The 24,113-nt window shown below is 42.3% G+C and carries 18 protein-coding genes; 15 read left to right on the top strand and 3 right to left on the bottom strand.

What is annotated here, in order from left to right:
* Positions 1 to 177: 177 nt before the first annotated feature.
* The 7 genes from MMU05_RS01810 to MMU05_RS01780 all read left to right on the top strand — a co-directional run bounded on the left by MMU05_RS01810 (position 178) and on the right by MMU05_RS01780 (position 7,528).
* Entirely contained in the window at positions 178 to 582 is a 405-nt protein-coding gene (locus MMU05_RS01810) for a hypothetical protein (RefSeq protein WP_241139948.1), read from the top strand.
* A gap of 142 nt (positions 583 to 724) precedes the next feature.
* Positions 725 to 892 (top strand): hypothetical protein, encoded by a 168-nt coding sequence (locus tag MMU05_RS01805; protein WP_241124246.1) that lies wholly within the window; start codon positions 725 to 727, stop codon positions 890 to 892.
* Positions 879 to 1,250: a type II toxin-antitoxin system VapC family toxin gene (locus tag MMU05_RS01800; RefSeq protein ID WP_113923978.1), complete on the top strand. Its 372-nt coding sequence runs from the start codon at positions 879 to 881 to the stop codon at positions 1,248 to 1,250. The genes MMU05_RS01805 and MMU05_RS01800 overlap by 14 nt, the downstream gene beginning before the upstream one ends.
* A 221-nt stretch (positions 1,251 to 1,471) precedes the next feature.
* Positions 1,472 to 3,055, top strand: a complete 1,584-nt coding sequence (locus MMU05_RS01795; protein WP_241139947.1) for a M1 family metallopeptidase — start codon at positions 1,472 to 1,474, stop codon at positions 3,053 to 3,055.
* Between the two features lie 345 nt (positions 3,056 to 3,400).
* Positions 3,401 to 4,639 (top strand): MFS transporter, encoded by a 1,239-nt coding sequence (locus tag MMU05_RS01790; protein ID WP_241139946.1) that lies wholly within the window; start codon positions 3,401 to 3,403, stop codon positions 4,637 to 4,639.
* Positions 4,636 to 6,159: an alpha,alpha-trehalase TreF gene (gene treF / locus MMU05_RS01785; protein ID WP_241139945.1), complete on the top strand. Its 1,524-nt coding sequence runs from the start codon at positions 4,636 to 4,638 to the stop codon at positions 6,157 to 6,159. The genes MMU05_RS01790 and treF overlap by 4 nt, the downstream gene beginning before the upstream one ends.
* Before the next feature lie 130 nt (positions 6,160 to 6,289).
* Positions 6,290 to 7,528 carry a purple acid phosphatase family protein gene (locus tag MMU05_RS01780; RefSeq protein WP_241139944.1) on the top strand — a complete coding sequence of 413 codons (1,239 nt, stop codon included), beginning with the start codon at positions 6,290 to 6,292 and terminating at the stop codon, positions 7,526 to 7,528.
* Here MMU05_RS01780 and MMU05_RS01775 read toward each other — a convergent pair.
* From MMU05_RS01775 to MMU05_RS01765, 3 genes are all read right to left on the bottom strand, one after another.
* Entirely contained in the window at positions 7,525 to 9,021 is a 1,497-nt protein-coding gene (locus tag MMU05_RS01775; protein ID WP_241139943.1) for a sodium:solute symporter family protein, read from the bottom strand. The two genes, MMU05_RS01780 and MMU05_RS01775, sit on opposite strands and share 4 nt — an antisense overlap.
* Positions 9,022 to 9,205: 184 nt before the next feature.
* Complete coding sequence (locus MMU05_RS01770) at positions 9,206 to 10,138, bottom strand: dihydrodipicolinate synthase family protein (RefSeq protein ID WP_241139942.1); 933 nt, start codon at positions 10,136 to 10,138, stop codon at positions 9,206 to 9,208.
* A gap of 447 nt (positions 10,139 to 10,585) precedes the next feature.
* Complete coding sequence (locus MMU05_RS01765; RefSeq protein ID WP_241139941.1) at positions 10,586 to 12,940, bottom strand: TonB-dependent receptor; 2,355 nt, start codon at positions 12,938 to 12,940, stop codon at positions 10,586 to 10,588.
* 231 nt (positions 12,941 to 13,171) lie between these two features.
* Here MMU05_RS01765 and MMU05_RS01760 point away from each other — a divergent pair, with 231 nt between their 5' ends.
* From MMU05_RS01760 to MMU05_RS01725, 8 genes are all read left to right on the top strand, one after another.
* The gene (locus tag MMU05_RS01760; RefSeq protein ID WP_241139940.1) at positions 13,172 to 14,152 is read left to right on the top strand and encodes a S41 family peptidase; all 981 of its coding nucleotides are present in this window, start codon (positions 13,172 to 13,174) and stop codon (positions 14,150 to 14,152) included.
* Between the two features lie 114 nt (positions 14,153 to 14,266).
* On the top strand, positions 14,267 to 15,421 hold the full coding sequence (locus MMU05_RS01755; protein WP_241139939.1) for an acyltransferase family protein: 1,155 nt from the start codon (positions 14,267 to 14,269) through the stop codon (positions 15,419 to 15,421).
* Positions 15,422 to 15,521: 100 nt separating this feature from the next.
* A complete protein-coding gene (locus MMU05_RS01750; protein ID WP_241139938.1) occupies positions 15,522 to 16,124 on the top strand; it encodes a hypothetical protein in 603 nt (200 codons plus the stop codon).
* A 195-nt stretch (positions 16,125 to 16,319) separates the two neighbouring features.
* Positions 16,320 to 16,580 (top strand): hypothetical protein, encoded by a 261-nt coding sequence (locus MMU05_RS01745; RefSeq protein ID WP_241139937.1) that lies wholly within the window; start codon positions 16,320 to 16,322, stop codon positions 16,578 to 16,580.
* A 242-nt stretch (positions 16,581 to 16,822) separates the two neighbouring features.
* Positions 16,823 to 18,337, top strand: a complete 1,515-nt coding sequence (locus MMU05_RS01740; RefSeq protein WP_241139936.1) for a Gfo/Idh/MocA family protein — start codon at positions 16,823 to 16,825, stop codon at positions 18,335 to 18,337.
* Positions 18,338 to 18,512: 175 nt separating this feature from the next.
* Positions 18,513 to 19,454, top strand: coding sequence for a sugar phosphate isomerase/epimerase family protein (locus MMU05_RS01735; protein WP_241139935.1), 942 nt, complete (start codon positions 18,513 to 18,515; stop codon positions 19,452 to 19,454).
* 275 nt (positions 19,455 to 19,729) lie between these two features.
* Positions 19,730 to 20,794 carry a dual-specificity RNA methyltransferase RlmN gene (gene rlmN / locus MMU05_RS01730; RefSeq protein ID WP_241139934.1) on the top strand — a complete coding sequence of 355 codons (1,065 nt, stop codon included), beginning with the start codon at positions 19,730 to 19,732 and terminating at the stop codon, positions 20,792 to 20,794.
* Positions 20,795 to 21,143: 349 nt separating this feature from the next.
* Positions 21,144 to 23,843, top strand: coding sequence for a TonB-dependent receptor plug domain-containing protein (locus tag MMU05_RS01725; protein WP_241139933.1), 2,700 nt, complete (start codon positions 21,144 to 21,146; stop codon positions 23,841 to 23,843).
* The last annotated feature ends 270 nt before the right edge of the window (positions 23,844 to 24,113 follow it).

Below are 24,113 nucleotides of genomic sequence, written 5' to 3'. Positions count from 1 at the left end.
AACATTTGAAAAATAAAGAAAGGAGCTGAGAGGCTCCTTTTTTGGTTTAGATTTTTTGGAATTATCAGTTTTGTTTATAAGTTTAGTTTTAATTTAAATAAATAGGACGTTCACATTTATCAAAATAAATTGAATATCTATTTAATGAGGATTAGAATCGGATTTAAGCAAGAAGTAATGAAAAAAGTCATAGCGAATCTAGTGGTATTTTTGATTATCGGAGGTATGGTCTACTTAAAATACAGGTATGATTTAAAGGAAAACAGGAAATTAATACAAAAGATTAATGAAGAGTATTTATCTATAGGTTTTAGCGACAGTTTAAATTCAAATGTACTTATTTTAAGGGATCCATTTTTTGGATCGAGTTTTAGAGAAAGCAGCAATTCAGTTTATTTTCAACTTTGGGATGGTTCAAAAAGAGGAGTATCAACTTCTTCTGAAATAAAATCAAATGGGTCAATTTCAATTCGGAATATCTTGGAACCGGGAGACCTAATCTTGAAAAGCTCAAATTCAAATTTTATTTCAATAGTAAAGGAAGATAGTTTTGATACATTAATATTTAGGATTTCAAAATAACATTAAATAAACTGATCTTTTACGTTTCGGATTCAATGGGTTTATATCTAGTCCCAAAGAAACTTTAATTATGAATTAAAGAGGGGCGACCAAAACAGCTTTTTGATCAATTTGGATTATATTCACATAAAATCTATACAACATGTTAAGAGTTATCAAAAAAGGTTCTACCAAAGAAGAAATTCAAAAAACCTTAGCTGGTTCCACAAAAAAGAAAAAAGGATTTCAGGCTTCTAATTTTTCGGGCATTATTGATCTTGATGAAAGCCCAATGGAAATCCAAAAAAAGCTTCGTGATGAATGGAAATAAGTTGATGGTAGATACAAATGTCTTACTATATCTCATGCAGGGAGATTCCACATTGGTAAGCATATTAGAAGGAAAGAATATATATGTTTCCTTCGTTACTGAACTTGAGCTTTACAGTTTCAGGCCTCTTTCCCAAGAGGAAAAAAGTAAAATAAATATATTGTTGTCACAATGCACGATCATCGATATCACAGCAGGTATCAAACAATTCACCATAGACCTTCGACAAAATTATCCTATCAAATTGCCGGATAGCATAATAGCCGGAACGTCATTGTATCTTGATATACCACTGTTTTCAGCAGATAAAGGGTTCAAGAATATCGAGCCGCTGGATTTTATTTTTTATGAAAAGTGAAGTAAGGCTCGACCTTTCTCCCTCTCATTTTCCAATGAATATTTCTCTATTGTAAAGGGTAAATTATCCCATATTTCAGGCTCTTTTTTTACGAAATTTTAAAAATTATAATTTGATAGATTCCCTATCTGTTCCATAATGAATAATTCCCTTTCTTTTTTACCTCTCTTTTCACCAAATTGAATTTCGGTATTGCCATTCCTGCTACCAATTTCAAAACCATGAAGCACACTTTATTTCTATTTATAATTCTCCTCTCCTCAAACTTTGCTTTCTCCCAAATCCAAAAGAACTGGGCTTGGGGTGGGCCGATTGATCCTTTGCAGACAAAATTTCAAGTGATGCATTACCACCTTGAATTGGAGATTTTTCCTGAAAAACAGGAAATCCGAGGATTCAACAGGGTTTCTTTTTCTTCCCAAGAGAAGTTGGACACCTTGAGACTAAACCTCATCGAGGAATATACTGTCAGCAAAATCATCATGGATGGAAAGGAAATCACCTTCCGTCATTTTGGGGATACCTTGGATATTTTCCCTATTGATTGCACATGTCAGGATGTGGAAATCCACTATGGCGGCAAAACCCCGATCGCCGTCCGTCCTCCATGGACCGGTGGTTTTACTTGGGAAATCGATCAATTGGACAACCATTGGATGGGCTTGTCTTCCCAAAACGAAGGCGCCAAAATCTTTATGCCCAGCCTTGACCATCCTTCGAGTGAACCGCTGAATGGCGTGGACCTGATTTTCACTGCACCTGAACCCTATTTTGTAGCATCCAACGGCCGACTTGTGGATACCAAAAAATCCGATGGAAAAGTAACCTACCATTGGATGACAGAATATCCGATCAACAATTACAACGTTAATTTTACTTTGGGTGTGTTCCATCAGGAAACCAAGACTTTCACAAGTTCCGACGGGACCGAAATCCCCATGTTTGTCTATGTCCTGCAAGAAAACAGGGATAAAGCCAAAGCGCTTTTGGATGTGTTGGACAACTCTGCAAAGACTTTGGAGAAATACTTTGGACCCTATCCGTTTCCCAATGACAAAATCGCCGTGGTCGAAACGCCGTATCTCGGCATGGAGCATCAGACGATCAATGCGTATGGAAACAATTTCCAATTTGTGCCCATGGGTACGGTTCAATATGATTGGCTGCTGCACCACGAACTCGGTCACGAATGGTTTGGTAATAAGGTTTCTGTGAAGGATTGGGCGGATTTTTGGTTGCACGAAGGGCTGACGGCTTATGGGGATTGGCTGTTTTACCTCGAGCATGGCGGGGAAGATGCCTATCTAGAAAAAGTCGCTTCGGTTCGTAAAGGAATCGCCAATGCGAGGCCGGTAGTTTCACCGAGAAATTCTACTTCGGACTATGCTTACCATCCCGAGATTTATACCAAAGGAGCATTTATCATCCATTCCCTCCGATATTATTTAGGAGATGAGGTCTTTTTCCCGATGCTCAAAGCCTTTGCCTCGGACGAAAGATTTATCTATGAAAACCTTGTGGAGACGGCCGACTTCACAGGATTTGTGCAGCATTATACAGGACAGGATCTGGAAGGATTTTTTGATATGTACCTGAAAAGTATCCGCATTCCGAAAGTGAAAGTGTCCAAAAAAGGAAAGAAAGGCTATGCGGTGAGTCTTCCGAATATCACATTTTCTATGCCTGTCGAAATCCAGACTTCGAATGGTTGGGAAAGACATGTACTATCTTCCAAGCCGGTGATGGTCAAAAGTGAAGGCCCGATTGATGTTGATCCGCGTGGGTGGTACTTGCTGGAAAAGTAAAGTCTTATTTTCCCACAAAGGCACGAAGTCACAAAGGGAAAACTCGCAAGCTCGATTTTAAGGTTCTCGCAAAGACGCAAAGGCGCAAAGATTTGTATTCAGATGGCTCAAAGCCGTCTGACTTTTAAACCATTGGAAGTTATCCCGCTTCTCCAGAAGCAGGATAAATTATTTATTTTGCAGATGCCACAAAGCCATCAATCAATACTGAATTTTTGTATTCAATCAGTAAAAAAGAATGAACAACAATTCTCTTTGGTCAAATTGGAATAAATTTTCCATATTAGATTTTTCCTTTAACATTTTCAGATTTGCGACTTTGTGCCTTTGCGTGAACCATCATCTATGAACTCAAAATTACTCGTCCGGCTCTCCCTGATTTTCAACTACATGGTATTCGCTGTGTTGCTGAATTCGGTGGGGGCAGTCATCCTGCAGGTACAGCGGACTTTTGATGTCAGCAAGGCTGAAGCTTCGGTTTTGGAGGGTTTCAAGGATTTGCCTATCGCCATTTTCTCATTTATCGTAGCCTCATTTCTTCCAAAACTCGGCATCCGAAAAGGCATGTTGATCGCTTTGTTTGCAGTGGCGGCCATGTGCTTTCTGATGCCGGTGATCGCTGATGAGTTCTGGTATTTCAAAGTGTTGTTTGCTGTCGTGGGGGTTTCCTTTGCCATTATCAAAGTCAGTGTCTTTGCAACGATCGGCTTGGTGACTGACACGCCAAAAGAACACAGCAGCCTGATGAGCACCATTGAAGGATTCTTTATGGTCGGGGTATTGCTCGGCAATGTATTCTTCAGCCTGTTTGTCAACGACAGCGACCCTACTTCCCAATCCTGGCTGAACATTTATTGGTACCTCGGGGCGATGAGTTTGGTGGCTGCGTTGTTGCTCTTTTTTGCCCAGATCAATGAAACTGAATCCAAAAGGGAAAATACCAAAGCTTCGGATGAATTCTTCGACATGATCAAACTCGTTGCCAAACCGCTTGTCTTGGTATTTGCTGCCTCGGCTTTTCTGTTTGTACTTATTGAGCAAAGTTTCATGACCTGGACGCCGACATTCTATCAGGATGTATTGAAAGTCCCAGCAAGTATGGGGATTCAAGCCGGTGCAGTTTTGGCAGGAGCTTTGGCCATAGGACGCTTGCTTGCAGGATTTGTATTGAAAAAAATCCATTGGCTCACCTTCACACTTACTTGTACCATCCTTGTGGGAGCCTGTGTTTTGCTGACTTTGCCGCTTACTTCCGATCAGCCTGTTATGAATGAAACAATTACCTGGTTCAATGCTCCTTTTGTCGTTTACCTATTTCCCATTTTGGGAATTTTCTTGGCACCGATTTATCCCACGATCAATTCAGTGGTGCTGAGTGCACTGCCGAGATATATGCAAAGTTCCATGTCAGGCCTGATTGTGGTATTTTCCGCTTTGGGCGGGACTACAGGATCGATCATCACCGGAAATATATTTGAGTCATATGGTGGTACCACCGCTTTTTATTTTTCACTGATTCCCATTGTAGGACTTTGTCTAATATTAATTTTGTTGAATATTCAAGTCAGGAAACAAGCAGCATGAAATTTTACGAGCAACCGGAAGACATATACCTGGAACTTTTTGAAGTGATCCAGATGAGCGGGGTTTTTCCTGATTCCAAGACTTTCGTGGACAGCATTCCCAAGCGGGATGTCCATGACATTTTGAAGGATTTTTACGAGGAAATAAAAACCCCGGGATTTGACCTGAAATCATTTCTTGACAAAAACTTTGACTATCCCGAAGAACCGGAATACAAAAAACTCAACCTCCCCAAAGCCATCAACTTAGAGGACAGGCTCAAGTTGCAATGGGACCTCCTTACCAGAGAAGCGGATGAAGAAGTTGAAAATTCCAGTCTGATCCCTTTGCCACATCCTTACATTGTCCCGGGTGGAAGGTTTCGGGAGATCTATTATTGGGACAGTTATTTTACCATGTTGGGGTTGAAAGTCTCCGGAAGGACCGACCTGATCGAAAACATGGTGGATAATTTTGCGCATCTGATCCGAACCGTCGGCCATATTCCCAATGGCAATAGGACTTACTTCCTATCCAGATCGCAGCCTCCTTTTTTTGCCAAAATGGTAGAATTGTTGGCTGAAGCCAAAGGAGACGAAGAAAGCATCAAGAAGTACCAACCTGAGATATGGATGGAATATCTATTCTGGATTGAAGGGGAAACAGAGATTCCTTTGCCCGGAAAATACTATAACCGTGTCGTCAGGATGGATGACGACACCGCTTTGAACAGGTATTGGGATGATGAAAATACCCCAAGGGCTGAATCCTTTGTCGAAGATGTGGAGCTTTCTGACCAATCGACTAGGTTTCCGGAGAAGCTTTTCCGCAACCTGAGGGCTGCCTGCGAATCAGGTTGGGATTTCAGTTCACGTTGGCTCTATGACCCCAATGACCTGAGAAGTGTACAGACGATTGCCTTGATTCCCATTGACCTCAATGTGTTGCTCGCTGAAACGGAGAGAGTTATCATCAAGGGAATGAAACTCGAGAAAGAGGATTCCAAAGAAATCACTAGGATGGAACTGTTCCATAAAAACAGGATGGAGGGAATTGAGCGCTATTGTTGGGAAGAGGAAAGGGGAATCTACCTCGATTACCATATCAAATTCAAAGATAAAGTAGAAAGACCTTCACTTGCGATGCTATATCCGTTGTATTCCGGAATGGCAACTGTGGAGCAAGCTGCACGGGTATTGGAATATGTCGAAAAGAATTTTCTGAAGCCAGGAGGATTGGTGACAACCAATTTCAACACCGGACAGCAATGGGATGCACCCAATGGTTGGGCGCCGCTACAGTGGATAGGATTTCAGGCCATGCTCAACTATGGCAGAAAAGACCTGGCCAAAACTTTGGCAGAAAGATGGACTTACCTCAACGAATCGGTTTTTGACCGTACCGGAAAAATGATGGAAAAATATAACGTGGAGGACCTCAGCCTAGAGGCCGGAGGCGGTGAATATCCCGTCCAAGATGGATTCGGGTGGACCAATGGGGTGTACCTTGCAATGAAAGAATGGCTAAGGGAAAATCCATAAATAGTAAACAAACCCTCCAATGGTTCAAAACCCTTGGAGGGATATTATCTCAACATTATATTTTCAGCCATTTTTTGAAACCCTGAAATTTGCAGGTAGCTTTAAATTCCAATACCAATATTTTCCTCCCATGATAAAAATCAAAAGAATCCTTTTCCTACTCAGCTTTGTCCTGATGGCCCATTTAGGCTTTGCCCAAACTGAACCCCATGCCTTCTACCTCACTTGGACTTCGGATCCGGCTACGACCATGGATGTGGATTGGCACATGGACGAAATCAACCCGACGACATTGTATTTCAGAAGAAAAGGAACGGAGAAGTGGCATTCATTCGAAAGTGATGTGCTGCCTTATCCCTTTTCGCCAAGGTATATCCATCGGGTTGGAATTCAGGGTTTGAGGCCAAATACGGAATATGAACTGAAGTTTGCTTCATCGGAATCCGTCTATTACTTCCGAACCCTTCCAAAAAATCTAAACAACAAATCGCTCAAAATCGCCATTGGTGGGGATTCCATGCATCAAAAGGAATGGCTAGAGAAAACCAACCGCGTTGTTGCTGCACAAGAACCTGATTTTGTGATCATCGGTGGAGACATGGCTTATGAAAATGGCCTTGCCGAAAATATCCAAAGGATTTACGATTGGTTTGATGCTTATAAAAATACCTTGGTGACGGCAGACAAAAGAATTTTGCCATGTATTGTTGCTGCAGGGAATCATGAGGTGGTAGGCGGTTATTATACCAAGCACGAAGGTTACGTCCAAAACAATGAATTCAGGGCACGCATTGCACCGTATTTTTACAGCCTATTTTCTTTCCCCGGCCAACCCGGATACAATGTCCTCGACTTTGGCGATTACCTGAGTTTGATCATTTTGGACACAGAGCATTCCAATCCGATACTTGGTGCCCAAACGGATTGGTTAACAAAAATATTGGATGAAAGGAAAAAAGTGAACCACAAAATTCCGATTTACCATGTCCCGGGCTATCCTTCTGTGAGGGAATATTCCGGAACCGTACAGACCTTGGTCAGGGAAACATGGACCCCAATTTTTGAAGCCAACGGAGTAGAAATTGCCTTTGAAAATCATGACCATGCTTACAAAAGAACCTTTCCGATCAAGAATATGGAAGTCAACGAAGCCGGTATTATTTATGTTGGTGACGGTTCGTATGGAGTCACGCCAAGAAAAATCCATTCAGTCGACAGTACTTGGTACCTGAACAAAGCCCAATCTATCAGGGCCTTTACGTTGCTTACTGTGGAAGAAAGCCGTTGGAGTTTTATCTCGATAGACGAAGACGGGAATGTCATCGATACTTTTCCGGATATTCCTTTGGAAGCAAAAAAGGAGGATTAAACCAATCTCTTTCTAATTTTGCTGGAGTTGAAAATCCAACTTAATAAAAATCCCACCAAGAAAATAGCCATTGTTCCAAAGACGATGGCTAAATTTTTATGTAGCAAGAAGGAAGGTCTGATGGCTTCGGGAAGGAATTCTCCCAAGCTGATCCACGCAATCACTGCCAATCCGGATAGGACTGCTGCGATGGCGGGAACATTAGTTTTGGTTTTTCCCAAAAGTGCCAAAAAGAACAAACCCAAAATCCCTCCGCTAAAAATCGAAGCCAAAGCCCACCAAGCCTCCAAAGCACTTTCCACGCCGTTGAAGGCCAATCCGATCAATAGTCCTGCTATTCCCATTCCCAAAGAAGCAGCATACAAAACCCTGATTTGGGTATTTTGAGATGGATTAGGTTGGATGTATTTTTTGAAATGGTCTTCGAGAATGACCGTTGCCGAACTGTTGATACTCGTAGAAACCGTACTCATCCCTGCAGCAAAAATGGCGGCAATCACCAATCCCGAAATTCCCGGCGGTAAAACAGTCGCTATAAAGTAGGGAAAGACTTTATCGGCTTGATCTATTGTTTGGAGTTCAGGCGGCAAGGAGTCGGAGAATACTTGGTAATAAGCATACAGACTCGTCCCAATCACGAAGAAAAGCAAGGAGACGGGAATGTAAAGCAAGCTTCCGAGCCAAGTGGATTTTTTGGCTTCCTGTTCTGTTTTGGCACTTTTATAGCGCTGTATATAGCTTTGGTCAATACCAAAATTCTGAAGGTTGATAAATAACCCATAGACCAAAACCACCCAAAAGGTACTTTGCCCGAGGTCAGAGGAAAGACTTCCCAAAGAGAGTTTGTTGTCTTTTTGGGCGATATCCCAAATCTGCGTGATTCCTTCCGGCATATGGAAGACAATCAATACAAAACAGCCCACAGCCCCTGCAATCAGGACAATTCCCTGTACCGCATCGGTCCAAACTACCGCCGAAATCCCGCCCATAGTCGCATAGACCACCACCGCTAATCCAGTAAAAAGGATAATCAAAGGAATGCTCCAACCAAACAACACATGCATCGGCAAAGCCAAGAGGTACAAGATGGCGCCCATCCTCGCGAGTTGGGTGAGGAGGTAGCAACTCGATGCATAGATCCTTGCCCAAGGACCAAACCTTTCCTCCAAAAAAGCATAGGCTGAAGGACTTTGGATTTTTCTGTACAATGGGACAAAATACCTGACAGTGATGAAGGCAGCGACTGGAATCGATAAGCTAAAAACAAATCCATTCCAATTGCCTTGAAAGGCGCTTCCCGGCAATGCCAAAAAACTGATGCTGCTGACATAGGTCGCAAAAATCGACATTCCCAATGCCCAAGCCGGCAATTTTCCGCCGCCAGTGACAAAGTCAGCTGCCGAATTTTTTCTGAAGTAAAAGGAAACCCCAAAACCAACGATTCCAAGCATATAAATCAGGAATACGATCAGGTCTAGGCTGTGGATTTTCATGGTTTGGGCAAAAGAATTCAGGGATTAAGCATTATGGTTACCCGCTTCTCTACCAGGAAACCCATATTTTTTTTCAAACGGGACGGAAGACCGAAGTCGGAAGACCGATGTACCGGGCTTTTAAGTCCGCATACCAGAATTAGAATAGATATCTTATTTACTGGCATCATTGCGAACATACATATTAAACATTTCTAATATTCAGGAGAATTCTTTCTAAGTTTTGAATGATGTCTTCTTTGTGTTTTCTGTCCACGGGAAGAAGCGGAGGCGCAAGATGGGGTTCACAAATCCCCAAAAAATAAAGGCTTTCTTTTACACCACAAAGGTAGCTTGAACTCTTTGGACTGGAATTGTACAGGCCGTTTGAAATCTCCAAAATGAGAGATTGAATCTGTTCGACTTTCTCAAAATCCCTCGCTTTTGCAGCCTCAAACATCTTTACATACAGCGAAGGGAAAATATTGGCACCGCCATTTACTCCACCATCAGCACCTGAAAGGATGGCCTGCGCCAACATTTCTTCCGGGCCGACAAGCAAGGAAAATTCAGGGTATTCCTGTTTGATAGGGATCAATTTCTGGAAGTAAACGCCATTACCCGAACTGTCCTTCAATCCGATGATATTGGCATGTTTTGCCAACTTCAGCACGGTTTCGGGAGCAATAGTGGACTTGGTCATCACCGGATAATTGTACAAAAACAAAGGCAGCGGACTATGGTCGGCTAGCTTCACATAATAATGGAAAATATCATCCTGATCCAAAGCAAAATAATAAGGCAATGCAGCTACCACTGCTACAGCGCCGTTTTCCTTGGCAGACCTTGCCAGTTTGAGACTGACTTCCAAAGCTGTATGGGTAATCCCTACAAAAACGGGTGTTTTTCCATTGGCTTCTTTGCAGGAGATTTCGATCAGGTCTTTTTTTATCGCCGGCTTCAGACTTGCGGCTTCACCGGTAGTCCCAAGAATGAAAATACCCTGAACGCCTCCGTTGACCAAGTGTTTGACGACCCTTTCGACGCCCTTTTTGTCCAATTCCCCATTGGAAAGTAGAGGTGTCACCATTGGAACCATGATGCCTTCAAAGGCCGGGACATTGCTGCTTTCAGTCATTATCTAAAGTTTAAAGAAGAATATCAAAGATTAGCCCATTATAATTTGGGAAGGCTTACAATTTATAAAATTAAATATGATTTTCCTTCTGGCACTCTTACAGAGCCCTTATTTATCAGAGATTGAACACGGTAGTTCCTCCGTCATCCGGAGTCCTCAGCATTTTAATTTTTAACGATGTTATGTCGGAGTCGTCACACTGAACGTAGTGAAGTGTCTCATTATTCTGAGATCTTTCATCCTCGTACCTCGGATTCAAGATGACGCACCACCAACCGTCATTCCTTTCTGAAAATTAGGATTTAACGATTACAAAAATCCAAAAAGTTTACGCTGCAAAAGTAAATGAGTTTACATTGCTAACATAAACTAGTTTACGCCTACAAAGTAAACTTCAATACCCGCGTTTTTTAACTTCTGGGAATCAAAAGAAATACATGATCCCAATCAAAAATTAAACTTGGCGCTCAACAAGAATATCCTTGTTTCCATCTTGGAATAAAAATCCTGAGAAAATGCCGCTGTTCTGTTTTCGCCTGCAAATCTGAGGGTATCGAAAATATCACGAACACTCAAGGCAAGGCTTCCTCGACTTTGGAAGAATGTTTTCATCACGTTGGCATCCACAAAATATTGGGAAAGATCCCGTCCTTGGGCTTCGATTTCGGGAGAATCGTAATTGGCCACAATCTGAAAATTGATTCCCCAAGGAAGTTTGAAATCACTCGTGAGTTTGGTGTTCCAAGCAAAACCTTTGTTGATCGCTCCATTTTCAACATTAGAACCATCGACGATGATCCTAAACATCGTCAGGCCACCGCTGATATTCCACCACGGCGTGACTTCTCCCAATCCGATCAATTCCAAACCATAAGACACCGCAGTGTTCAAATTCTCAGGCTGAATGTAGGAAATCCCATCCTGAATGATGGTAATCATGTCTTCCTGCCCATCCACATGTCTGAAAAATGCATTGGTAGTAAAGCTTGATTTTGCTCTGTTGAGCATGTGTCCAAACTCGAGTGAGTGGATTTTCGCAGGCTGAAGGTTTGGATTGCCCCTTCGGATACTGAGTGAATCGGTGATATCCGGAAATGGATTAAGTCTCCAAGGTCTTGGCCGGTCGATCCTCCTGCTGTAAGTAAATTTCAGGGAATTCTCCTCGTTCAGCTTGTACAGCACCTGCGCACTTGGAAACAGATTGAGGTAATTCTGCTTGTTGATTTCATTGGTGTTGATCAGTTCGGTATTGAGGTTGGTATATTCTCCCCTCAGTCCGAAAGAATAATCAATTTTTTCGGAAGATGCAGCGTAGATAAAGTAACCTGCATACACTTGGTCTTTGTAGATAAACCTGTTGCTGACATTGGGGTCGGTGACAAAATCCTGGTTTCCCTCCTGAAATCTCTGGAAAACAAAATCATTGTCAAATTCCCTCAAAATGGATTTCAGACCTGTTTCTATTTTCTTTTGTTCAGAAATTGGATGGATATAATCTGCCTGAAATACGTAGATGTTTCTGGTTTCATCCGTAAATCCGCGTTCCTGACCTGTACGGTTTTCTTCAGTTGCTTCGCTTGAGTTAGTGAAAACATCAATATTCTGAACCTTGTATTGATTTCTGTAAGAACTGCTCGCCAAAAAACGGAATGACTGATCGGGGTTGTCAAATGTCCGTTCGTAGATAATGGCATTGTCCACGCCGTCGTCGTCTTCGGTTTCATTATTTCTCCTGACGAAATCCAAAATAGGTTCTCCGGTGGAATTCCTGCTGAGTTGGGAATACAAAGTGTTTATCTGACTGTCGAAATTGGTAGTGAAAACCCCTTCGTAGCTGATGATATTCTTGCCAAAGTAATAATCTCCTCCATAGTTGAAGGTATGTCCGATATTTTGGGATTCCATGTCGGTTTCCTGAAGGAGGCGTTCATCTTCTTCGAAAAGTATCCTGTCGGAAGTTCTTGTCCCCACATTTCTCCAATCTCTGAAATTGTATCCCCCATAGAGATTGTACTTGAAGGTCCTGTGGTTCAACCTTGCTCCGGTATTCATCCTTCCCCGTGTTCCATAGGTCAGTTCTGCACTTCCGTTTGTGCCGAGGTCTTCTCCTTTTTTGAGGATAATGTCGATCACGCCGCCTTCAGCATCCGCATCAAATCTTGCATTGGGGTTATTGATGATTTTGATCTGCTCCACAGCACTTGCCGGGAGTTGGTCGAGGTTTTGGGTCAGGGAGGAGTTCCGTCCATTGATGAGTATGTTGGTTCCGGTACTTCCCCTCAGCGCGATCGTACCATCATCACTGACACTGACTGAAGGTGTGTTTCTCAGGATATCCAACAAAGTACCCCCGAGGTTAGACATATTGGCTTCAGGGTTGATCGTAATGCCTTCCACATCTGCGCGAAAAGGGAATTTGGTGGACTGCACCACGACTTCTTCCAGATTTTGGTTTTCACTTTTGACCTCGATTTTTCCTAGATCGGTATTGCCATTCAAGCGGATGTCGGCAATGGTTTTCTTGTCATACCCGATCAGGTAGAAATTCAATTCATAGCTTCCGTTTGGAGCAGATAGGGAAAATTCCCCATTGTCCTTGGTATCAGAAAAGGTCACCGGAGTATCTGTTCCAGGTTTGAAAAGTGCAACCTGCATAAACAGCACCGGCTGTTTGGAATCAGCATCGATGACAGTTCCTTTGATCGTAAATGATTGATCCTGTCCATTTGAAATGAATGGTAAAAAACAAAATATGCCTAAAAGCAAACAATTGGAAAAGCTAAAGCAGGGGAGAAATTTCATTGAAATATAATTTGAAAATTAAAATTTTGCATGCTTATACTAACCCAGCTTTACTTAAAGAAGTTAGGTATAATCTTGATTTTTATTCAAAAGGGAAATAAATCACATCAACGGAATCATAAATCATTGCCATTCAATAAAAAAATCATCATCCAAGATTTCAAAAAATTCTTTGAATTTTTGAATTTAACAGTATATTTTTATAATATTCTCAGATATAACGGATACCATATGAAACGATTTCTTTCAATACTTGCTATCGTTATGCTGACTTTTTCCTGTCAGGAAACTGAGGAAAAAATTGAAGAAACTATTTCTCCAGAAGCAGAGGCCTTTTTGAATGAATTTCTTCAGGTTGTCGAAAATGATTTTTTGGATTCATATAGCTACAATTATACTATAAAGAAATCCCAAATTGATCAGGCAATATCGGATTTGACCAAGGGTGCCCGGAAAATCGAGGATATTTATGCCGCAATAGATAAAGTGTTTGAGCTGATTGGGGATGAGAAAGGTTATGTGGTCAACTCAAGAGGGGAAATTGTAGCAGGAGACAAAAATGCCTTTGATTGTATTCTAGGGCAAAAACAAACACCCTCTTTACCCAAAAACATAGCGTATTTGGACATTCCTACCTCCCGGTTAACTCCCGAAGATTTGGCTATTGCCATTCAGGATCAGATTAGGTCAAGAGAATTGGAAGGGACAGATGCTTGGATCATAGACCTCAGAAGCCTGACAGAAGGGAGCTTTGAAGGAATGTTGGCAGGATTGGGGCCTTTGCTTGGAGAAGGGGTTTTGGGAGCATTTTTTTATAATGACAATAAAAAGGAACAGTGGGAATATGTAAACGGCGCATCCTTTATAGGTGGTGTCCAAAAAGTGACCGTTCCAAATGCATTGGAAGTCTTGTCTCCTTTACCTAAAGTTGCGGTCTTGATTGACAGGTCTACATGTAGGGAAGGCGAACAATTATTTGCGGCAATACTTAAAAGGCCCAACACCCAAAGCTTCGGCAATACCACAGCAGGAAGGGCTTTTCTGGAAGGACAACAAAGCCTGGCAGAAGGGCATAAGCTTCATTTTGTAAAAGCTTTGCTGATGGACAGGGAAAACAGCCTGACTATTTTCCCAAATCTGCACCCTGATGGGTTTTCTTCAGTTACCGTCAATTTTGATGATGTTTTTGAATGGTTGGGAGTTGAAGATTGATTAGTTTTATTCAGTCCCAAAAAATCATGTCCAAAAACATCTAATAATTTCTAAGACAGCCTTACCCCTGTTATATTTAAAGGAAAGAATCTTTGGATAAAAAAATCTAAAATCATGCGAAGACAGGACTTAGACTGGCTACGGGTCATCGTTTTCGGATTGCTGATATTTTACCATGTGGGGATGTTTTTCGTTCCTTGGGGTTGGCATATCAAAAATGACATCATCTACCCTAACCTCCGTTGGCCGATGCTTTTCGTAAACCAATGGCGTCTGCCCATCCTATTTGTGATTTCGGGAATGGGAACATTTTACGCACTTTCAAAGAGAAGCGGCGGCGCTTTTGCCAAAGAAAGAATCGCAAGGTTGCTGATTCCACTGATTGCCGGAATTATCCTGATTGTGCCGCCACAGGTATATTTTGAGCGATTGGATAGAGGGCAGTTCAGCGGTGGGTATTTCGACTTTTGGCCATCGGAAGCATTTGTCGGAGTATATCCTGAAGGAAATTTTTCCTGGCACCACCTTTGGTTTTTGCCTTATTTATTGTTGTTTTCTTTGGTTTTGATTCCGGTATTTTTGTACCTCAGGGACCATCCACAGGCGGGGATTCTGAGAGGAATGCGGAAGTTGGCGGCAACACCATTAGGTCTGTTTTGGCTGGTCATACCGCTTTACATCTGGGAATCTTTGGTCGAACCATTTTTTGAATCCACCCATGCTTTGGTCGGGGATTGGTTCAATATCATCAATTTCATCACTTTCTTTTTCTATGGTTTTTTGCTGATATCAGTCAGGGAGATTTTTTGGAAAACAGTTCTGGAAAACCGTCGCAAGTACCTGTATCTGGGATTGGTCGGATTTACGCTGATGGTGGGTTTGAGGCAGCTTCATGAAGATTCGACATTGGTCCATTTTATCGAAGCAGGTTTCAAAGTCGTCAATCTTTGGGCTTGGATTTTGGTGTTGTTTGGGTACGCTGCCGCTTACCTCAACAAGCCAAGTGCACAACTTACTTATGCCAATGAAGCGGTTTATCCGTTTTACATCCTCCATCAAACTATCACGGTCACATTGGGATACTACCTGATGTATGTAGACTTGGGACTTTTTGTGAAATTTTCCCTGATGGCTCTTGGAACTTTTGGAATAGCTTGGCTGATTTACGAATTCGGCATCAGGAGATGGAATTGGGTCAGGCCTTTGTTTGGCTTGAAGGGGAAATTTAAAGAGTTGAAAATTAATTCTTTGGAGGGTTCAAGAATTTAAAGATTCATTTTAATGATTTTTAAGTGAAAATTTTCAGTTTCTTTAAGAGTAAATAAAACCCCATTTTTGGTAGATAGGGTTTTGCTCCAATAGTGGCTTTATGCGAGACTTTAATATTTTTTCCATTCCACGGCTTCACCAATTTTTTTCTGAAATCGGTGAAGATGATTTTTTGAAATTACCTGATAAAAAGTGGTTTGAACTAATTGAAAATATTCAATCTCTTGAAGAGGATTGGAACAAATTCTCAGAATCACTTGAAGAAAATTCAATATGCGGAAAGGTAATTAATCGGTCTGCCTTGGCTAATCCTTACAGCCTCCGAACAGAAATAAATCTGAAAAAAAGTAAGGACAGCTTGGTAATCTGCCTAAGCACTTTGGGTGAATATTACGGGTTTTACTACTATTCCTTTTCCCAAGAAGCAGCAATTCCGATTAGGTATTATTTAAAAGACTTTCGGGATTATTCGAAAATTATTGAAAAAGTCGATTCAAGAATAAGCTATTTCCCTTTTTCAGAGGGGCATGTAGAAGCCACTTTGGAGGTTGAAAAACAAATGAAAAGATGGTTTCCTAGATTTGAAAAACTGGACCCATTCACGGCTCATTTTAAAGTGGAGAATATCATGATTCAAGAGGAATTTTATCCGAAACTTGATTTGTTCCAATTGATTTTCATTTATGAACCAGTTGCGCTTTAAGCAATATTAGGCATGAATTACAATCAGCCATTTTTAACGCAATAATTAAAGCAGGACAACAAATTTATAACCCAAATCAAGATGGACTCATTGGCTCAGAAAATTGCATGGAAGATAGCATTTGCACTTTGTGCGCTCTTTTTTCTTAGTTCCTGTGGAATGGGGGCAAAGGAGGTTTGCAAAACATTTACTTTCATGTCTGATAAAATTAAGGTCGACACCTTGGTTATAAATTATCCCGAAAGGAATCGGATTTATTCCACAGAACTTCGAATGAAAGGAGAGGTATCTGAAACGGTTTTGGTTAAGATTAAAGGTGTGAAAAATCTACAACTTCCCCCCGGGATTTATGATAGTTTGATCCACAAGGGAGACTGGTATGGCAATCCGATGATTCTCGAAGTCAATGGAAATTCCGGTACTCAGCTTGAATTTTGCGCCAACTTCTATTATTAAGAAATGTGTAAACTCCTACCCAAAACCATCCTGTAAGGTTGGATTTTAATCGCCAGCTTTATTAAAAATTGATTCAAATTTGTTTGGTTTAAGGGAGAATTCGTTATGGCTGATTCGAAGATTAAATGAGTTTTTCCTTCTAAACCCTTTTTGATTTCGGATTTCAAAGTTCATCAAAAAAAGGAAGATTGTAATTTCGGTTCTTTTTGGGTAATTTATTGACCTTCAATATCGTAAGCCCAATGGATCAATCGAATAAGATCAACCGGAGAGAATTTATCGGTTCAGCTGCCGCAGTCGCAGCGACCATCTCCATCGTCCCATCCCATGTCATCGCCGGAAGCGGCAAAATTCCTCCCTCTGATCAGATTACCGTGGCCAACATTGGCTGCGGCACCCAAGGCCTGCGTGAAATGGGAGATTTGCTCCAAAACCCAAAAGTCAGGGTGGTGGCAGTCTGTGATTCCAACAAATACAGCACCGACTATATAGATTGGTCCGCCAATGGCATCCGCAATGACATCCGCAAAGTCTTGGGAGATGACTCGTGGTGGGACAATGTTCCCGGAATCCCCGGAGGCCGGGATGTCGGACAGGCTTATGTGGAGCAATATTATGGCAAAAACAAACCTGCCAAAAAATACAAAGGCTGTGCCTCCTATGAAGATTTCAGGGACATGTTTGCCAAAGAAAAAGGGATCGATGCCGTCAAAATCATGACCCCCGACCATACCCATGCTCCGATTGCTTTGGCTGCTATGGCTCAGGGAATCCATGTGGTGACCCACAAACCCATTTCTAACCGACTATTGGAAGGAAGAAAAGTCATCGAAAAAGCAAAAGAATCCAAGGTGATTACGCATCTTTTGGCGTGGTCAGACCGGCCCGAATACCGACAGATGAAAGCTTGGATGGATGAAGGTCTGATCGGCGAACTGACCGAAATCCACAATTGGTCTTACCGCCCGGTGTGGCAACAGTGGACCAAAAGACCGACCGAACCGATGACAATTCCCGCAGGATTCAATTGGGACCTGTGGCTCGGGCCTGTACCCGACATGCCCTATCATCCCAACTATACCCACAATGTCTTCCGTGGATGGTATGAGTTTGGTGGAGGTTCAGTGGCGGACATGGGACATTACAGTTTGTTTCCGCTTTTTGAGACTTTGGGGATCACCAAATCCCCTTTGAGTGCAAGGGCTTTTGGTACCACTTCCCGCGAGGAAATCAACCAAGTCTATCAATGGGTCAAAAACGATGTCGCATTTCCCGCGAGCAGTATGATCAAATGGAAGTTTCCTGAGCAGGCATCTCTGCCGGCATTTGACCTGTTTTGGTATGATGGGGGGATGAAGCCATTTGCATGCGAGGAACTAGAAATGGATGGCAGGGATACTCCTGAAGAAGGTTTGATGCTTGTGGGGACAAAAGGTAAAATCCTTGGAGGTTTCCGGGGTGAAAATCCCGTGCTGCTTCCTGAAAGCAAAATGAGCCAAAGACCTGCTTCGGAGCGGATAGATTCAAGGGCGGTTGTGCGGAATACTGACGCTTGGGTCGAAGCCATCCTGTCGGGCCAACAAACTCCCGGAAGTTTTATCCGTGCCCAAACCATCACCGATACCATCAATCTCGGGGCAGTAGCTTTGCGGGCAAATAAAAAAGTGGACTTTGACGCCGCTGCCCTGAAAATTACCAATGATGAAAATGCCAATAAATTCCTGACACGTGACTACAGACCCGGTTGGGAAATCTGATTTCATATATTAAAAAGTAAATGAAAAAAGATTCATGGTTCAATGCTAAAAAGTCGCTGACATCGGTCTTCCGTCTTCCGTCTTCCGACTTCCAACTGTTTTGGATCAGAATTTCCGGCTTATAGGTCCGATTTGAGTGTCTAAAGAATTAACTTTTAACCAACCCTTCCAAAACATGAATGATAGACGAAATTTCATCAAAAAAACAGGAGTCGCTGCTGCAGCACTGACTTTTGGCCTTCCCCAATTTGCATTTTCTATGAAAAACGAAGATCCTTTATTCAAGATTTCACTTGCCGAATGGTCAGTAAACAGGTTGCTTTTCGCAGGAAAGATGGACCACCTTGATTTTGCCATGCTATCCAAGAAACATGGCATCGATGCGGTGGAATATGTCAACCAGTTCTTTATGGACAAAGCCAAAGACATGAATTACCTCAGGGAAATGAAAACCCGGGCTGAAGGCGAGGGAGTCACTTCGGTTTTGATCATGTGTGACAGGGAGGGAATGCTGGGTGCAGCCACGTCCGAAGAGCGCAAGCAGACAGTCGAGAACCACAAAAAATGGGTGGAGGCCGCCAAGTTTTTGGGATGCCATTCGATCCGTGTCAATGCCTACACAGCAGTACCATGGAGCGAGGATCCAAAAGCTGAACAGCAGGCGATTGATGTCTGCAGTTCAGGATTGAGGCAATTGTGTGAGTTTGCCGATGAATTTGACATCAATGTCGTGATCGAAAACCATGGAGGATTCTCCAGCAATGCCAAATGGCTTGCCGAATTGATCAAACAGACCTCCCATAGAAGGGCAGGGACCTTGCCTGATTTTGGCAATTTCAGGATTCATGGTGATGATAAAAGGATTGTTTCCTATGATTCCTACAGGGGAGTCGACGAACTGATGCCTACTGCAAAGGGCGTAAGTCTGAAGCCTACCGTGTGGGATGACCGAGGAAAAGAACATGCACTTGATTACAGCAGGATGATGAAAATCGTCCTTTCCCATGGTTACCATGGCTATGTTGGCATCGAGCATGGCGAAAAAGACCGTGAATGGGAAAGCATCGTCGATATCAGAAATACCATGACGGAGTTGAGGGATTTGATGAAGGGGTGATAAGGATTTGTTATTTTCTACAAATTAGGATTGGATATTGATTGATATTCCAGTCCTAATTTTTCATTTTTTCTAAATCTCTGGATAAACAGAGTCAGTAAAGGAAAAAACATCAATTTGGAATGAAATTTTCTGAATAAAGGTATCATATTTCCAACCTTCCAACCTTCCCAACCTCCCAACTTCCTAACCTTATAACTTTCAAACCTTAAATCCTAATTTTTCAATTTTATAATTTTATAATTTTCCAATCTTCCAATCCTTACCTTTGCAGCATGGACAGTACGGCAAAGAAAGACATCAGAAAATTCACCTTGGAGCAGTTGGAGGAATTTTTTATCGACAAGGGGGAAAAGAAGTTCCGCGCCAAGCAGGTGTATGAATGGCTTTGGAACAAGTCTCTTAAAAACTTTGATGACATGAGCAACATCTCCAAGGAAACCAGGGAAATGCTTAAAGCCAACTTTATCATCAACCATATCCACGTCGACCTGATGCAGCACTCAGCAGATGGCACGATCAAAAATGCAGTCAAGCTCTTTGACAGCAAAATCGTAGAATCTGTCCTGATTCCCACTTCCAAGCGGATTACGGCTTGTGTTTCCTCGCAGGTAGGTTGCAGCCTCGACTGTAACTTCTGCGCCACTGCCCGGCTGAAGCGCATGCGCAACCTCAACCCGGATGAAATATACGATCAGGTCGTCGCTATCAAAGAAGAAGCGGAAACCTATTTCAACCGACCCCTGACCAATATTGTCTTTATGGGAATGGGCGAACCGCTACTTAATTATGCCAATGTCATCGAAGCCATCGACAAAATCACCTCACCCGAAGGTCTTGGAATGGCGGCGAGGAGGATTACGCTTTCGACAGTCGGCATTCCCAAAATGATCAAGAAAATGGCCGATGATGAAGTCAAGTTTAATCTTGCCATTTCGCTGCATTCTGCCATCAACGAAACCCGTAGCCGCCTGATGCCGATCAATGATGTCAATCCTTTGGAGGACTTGGCGGAAGCTTTGAAATATTGGTACCAAAAAACCAAGAGGAAAGTCACTTATGAATATGTGATTTGGGATGGCATCAATGACAACGAGGAACATGCCCGGGCCTTGGCCAAATTCTGCAAAATCATTCCTTCCAAAGTCAACATCATCCAATACAATCCGATCGATGAAGGGGAATTCCGTCAGGCATCCAAAGATGCCGTGGAAATGTATGTCAGGATATTGGAAAACAATGGTATCGTCGCCAAAGTCCGCAAATCCCGCGGTCAGGACATCGATGCCGCCTGCGGTCAATTGGCCAATAAAAACGAAGTTGCTCAGTTGGAATCTTGAACTTTTCCTTAAAACCGCTCTCTTCTTAGGGTGATTATATATCACTTACAGTTTATTCATGGAAATACGCTTCTTTGCCAGTAACCCTATATTCTTCTTCATGGGGACGGAAGACGGAAGTCGGAAGACCGATGTACCGGATATTTCAGTCTGCAGACAAAAATTTAAATGGATATCCAATCTACTGGCATAATTGTGTGCATACATTGTTTATTTTATTGAAAATAAGAAAGAAGGAAAATATTTTCCTAACATTGAAACTAAATTTCATTTTAAAATAAACTTTGTCATCATCCCCACGTAATGGGTAATGACATTTGTTTTTTTTACCCCAAAACCCCAAATAATAATGAGTCGAGTTAAGTACATCCTTCCCTTTTTGATCCTCCCTTTTTTATATTTCCTTTCTTCTTTCCAAAACCAATCAAGCATCAAGGAACTTTCCGAGAAAATCATTAGCATGACAGAGAGTTATGTCAATGATTTTCCGGAAGAAAAAGTTTTTGTTCACTTGGACAAAAACATCTATGCCGCCGGTGATAATGTGTGGTTTTCGGCCTATGTCACTGCCGGAAGTCCGGACCTGCCATCGCCTTTGAGCAAGACGGTCTATGTGGATTTGTTGGATAATGAAGGGAATCTCCTCCAACAAAGGACTGTCAAAATCGAAGATGGTCAGGGAAGCGGGGATTTTAAACTTGACAACTTTACCAAAGAGGGTATTTACCACATCAAGGCCTATTCACATTGGTCCAAAGGTTTTGGTGCTGAATCAGTATTCAATACAAATATTGAAATTTTTGAGCCTTACAACTTACGCTTTCAGCCAACAGTTGTTTTTGAAAAAAAGGAAACCGGAAACGACATCCAATATCAGGCAAAAATCAATGCTGTTGACCGCAACTTAGCACCTCTGAAAGGAGAAAAACTTACCTACGCAATTGTAGGCGCAGGGAAAACAATCAAAGAAGGTTCGGTCTTGTTGGATGCCAATGGAGCAAGTTCTATTGAAATTACATTACCGCTTTCAGCCTTGGAAAATGTTACCGAATTGGTTTTGACATGGAATGAAAATGAGGAATACGGCATCGCCAGAAAATTCATTTTACCTTTTCCTTCGGGGAGTATAGACATTCAGTTCTTGCCGGAAGGTGGAGACCTGATTTCCGGATTCAACAATAAAGTGGCTGTCAGGGCTGTTTATCCTGATGGTTCTCCGGTACAGCTAACAGGAAAAATCAATAACGGTGAAGAAGAAATCAATTTTTCTACCAATGAGTGGGGCTTGGGAGCTTTCAGTTTTACTCCCAAAGAGGGTCAAAATTATGTCTCCAAGATTACCGCAAATGAGGCTGTTTTTGAGAGAAAGCTTCCTGCGGTAAAGGTTCAGGGGATCAATCTGGCGGTTGACAATTCGAAGGAAGGCCTATTGAACGTGTTGGTACAGGCCAATGATTTCAAAACGATTTCTCCTACTGCGGAAGGTTTGCTCGTGGTCCATGCACGCGGCAGAATCGGCCACATGCAGGTGATCAACCTTTCCAACGGTGTTACAGGTGCCCGTATCAACAAGGCCAATCTTGCTCCGGGCATCAATCAGGTGACAATTTTCGAGCCTAGTGGCACTGCTTTGGCAGAGCGTTTGGTTTATATTCCTACACCGGAAAGAAAGATCAATCTTGATGCATCGAAAGTTGAATTAAAACCAAGAGGAAAAAACTCGTGGCAACTGACCCTCGATGGGGAAGGATTTGAGAAGGGTTCCTATTCTGTATCCATCACTGATGCAGATGAGTTTTCAAATAATTTTTCATCCAATATTATTTCTTACCTCAAAATGGAATCCGAACTCCGGGGCAATATCCTTTCAGCCAAGCATTTTTTTGGAGATCAAAAAGACGTGGAGGGCCTTGACCTGATCATGCTGACCCATGGATGGAGGAGATTTAATTGGGAATCTGTGATGGCAGGGAAGTTCGAAAACCCGAATTTCATCGAGCAGGGCATCAATATCACCGGAACTATCAAACCAAAGTCCAACAACAAAAAAGGGGTAACCGGCGGGATGATCAATGTATTCAGCAAAGGAAAAGAGGAAGATTTTCTCGCAATCCAGTACAATGAAACAGGAAAATTCATCATTGATGACATGATTTTTTCTGACACCACGCTTTTGACCATTTCCATCAATGACAAAAAAATGAAGGAATTTGTGGAGTTGGATTTGGATGCACCGATAGCCAAATACGAAAAATGGACAGGTTTCAAGCCTTTGGCCAAGGGCTTTGAAGTCAATCCTGTATTGCGGGATTACTTGGTAAATGCAGAAAAAAGAAGACAGGCTTCTGCGGCGTTTGATGAGATGGACCTGGTGGAGATTGACGAATTTGTGGTTCAATCCCAAAAATATGAGGTCGCAAATGAGGAAGTTACCCGTGTATATGGAAAAGGAGATATGACCCTTGTTCCTGCTGAAATCGGAGGTTTTGAAGGGTATTTTGATATATGGCAATTGCTGCAGGGAAGATTCCCGGGCGTGCAGGTCAAACCAAATCCAATGGGTTCACCGACTATCACGATCAGGGGTGCCGGGTCATTGAATGCCCTTTCACCTATATTTTTGTTGGATAATGTTCCCGTAGATGCGCAGTTTCTGAGTGCGATTTCGCCAAGAGACATGGCGGCAATTGATGTTTTCAAAGACGGGGCTAGCTTGGCCATGTTTGGTTCTGCAGGTGCCGGAGGCGTGATAGCGGTTTACACCAAGCGGGGCAACGGAATCGTCGATACAGGAGAAGGGATTTTCAACATCAGGTTTCCTGGGTATTCGACTCCTAAGGAATTTTATATGCCAAAATACGATACAGAGACCATAGCAAAACCTGATTTTCGATCCACACTCTATTGGAATCCCAAGATAAAGTTGCAGGGAAATACTGCCAATATTGAGTTTTTCAACTCTGACATTGTCCAAAGGTACAAAGTCGTCATCCAAGGCATGGACCAGGTTGGAAGGTTATCCTATCTGGAAATGGAGATTGGGTCGTAGGTAAGTTTTTTATTTCTCGCAAAGACGCAGAACCGCAAAGGAAATATTGAATCAAAGCAAAAGCCTCTAGAAATAGGGGCTCTTTTTTGGAGATTGAGTCGTAAGGAGAATTAAGCTCGCAATGGGGCAGAACCGCAAAGAAGGTTTCGCAATGGAGCGCAAAGGATTTTGAACGTCCCTGTTTTTGGCGGAAACCCGAATTCCCTATTTGCATTTCCTTGGCCAAAAACCGGAATCGCTGTTCTGGTTTCTAACCCCGAGTTGCGTTCC

The sequence above is a fragment of the Cognataquiflexum rubidum genome (assembly GCF_022538115.1).
GTDB classification, from domain to species: domain Bacteria; phylum Bacteroidota; class Bacteroidia; order Cytophagales; family Cyclobacteriaceae; genus Cognataquiflexum; species Cognataquiflexum rubidum.
This window is presented reverse-complemented; position numbering and strand designations above follow the sequence as displayed.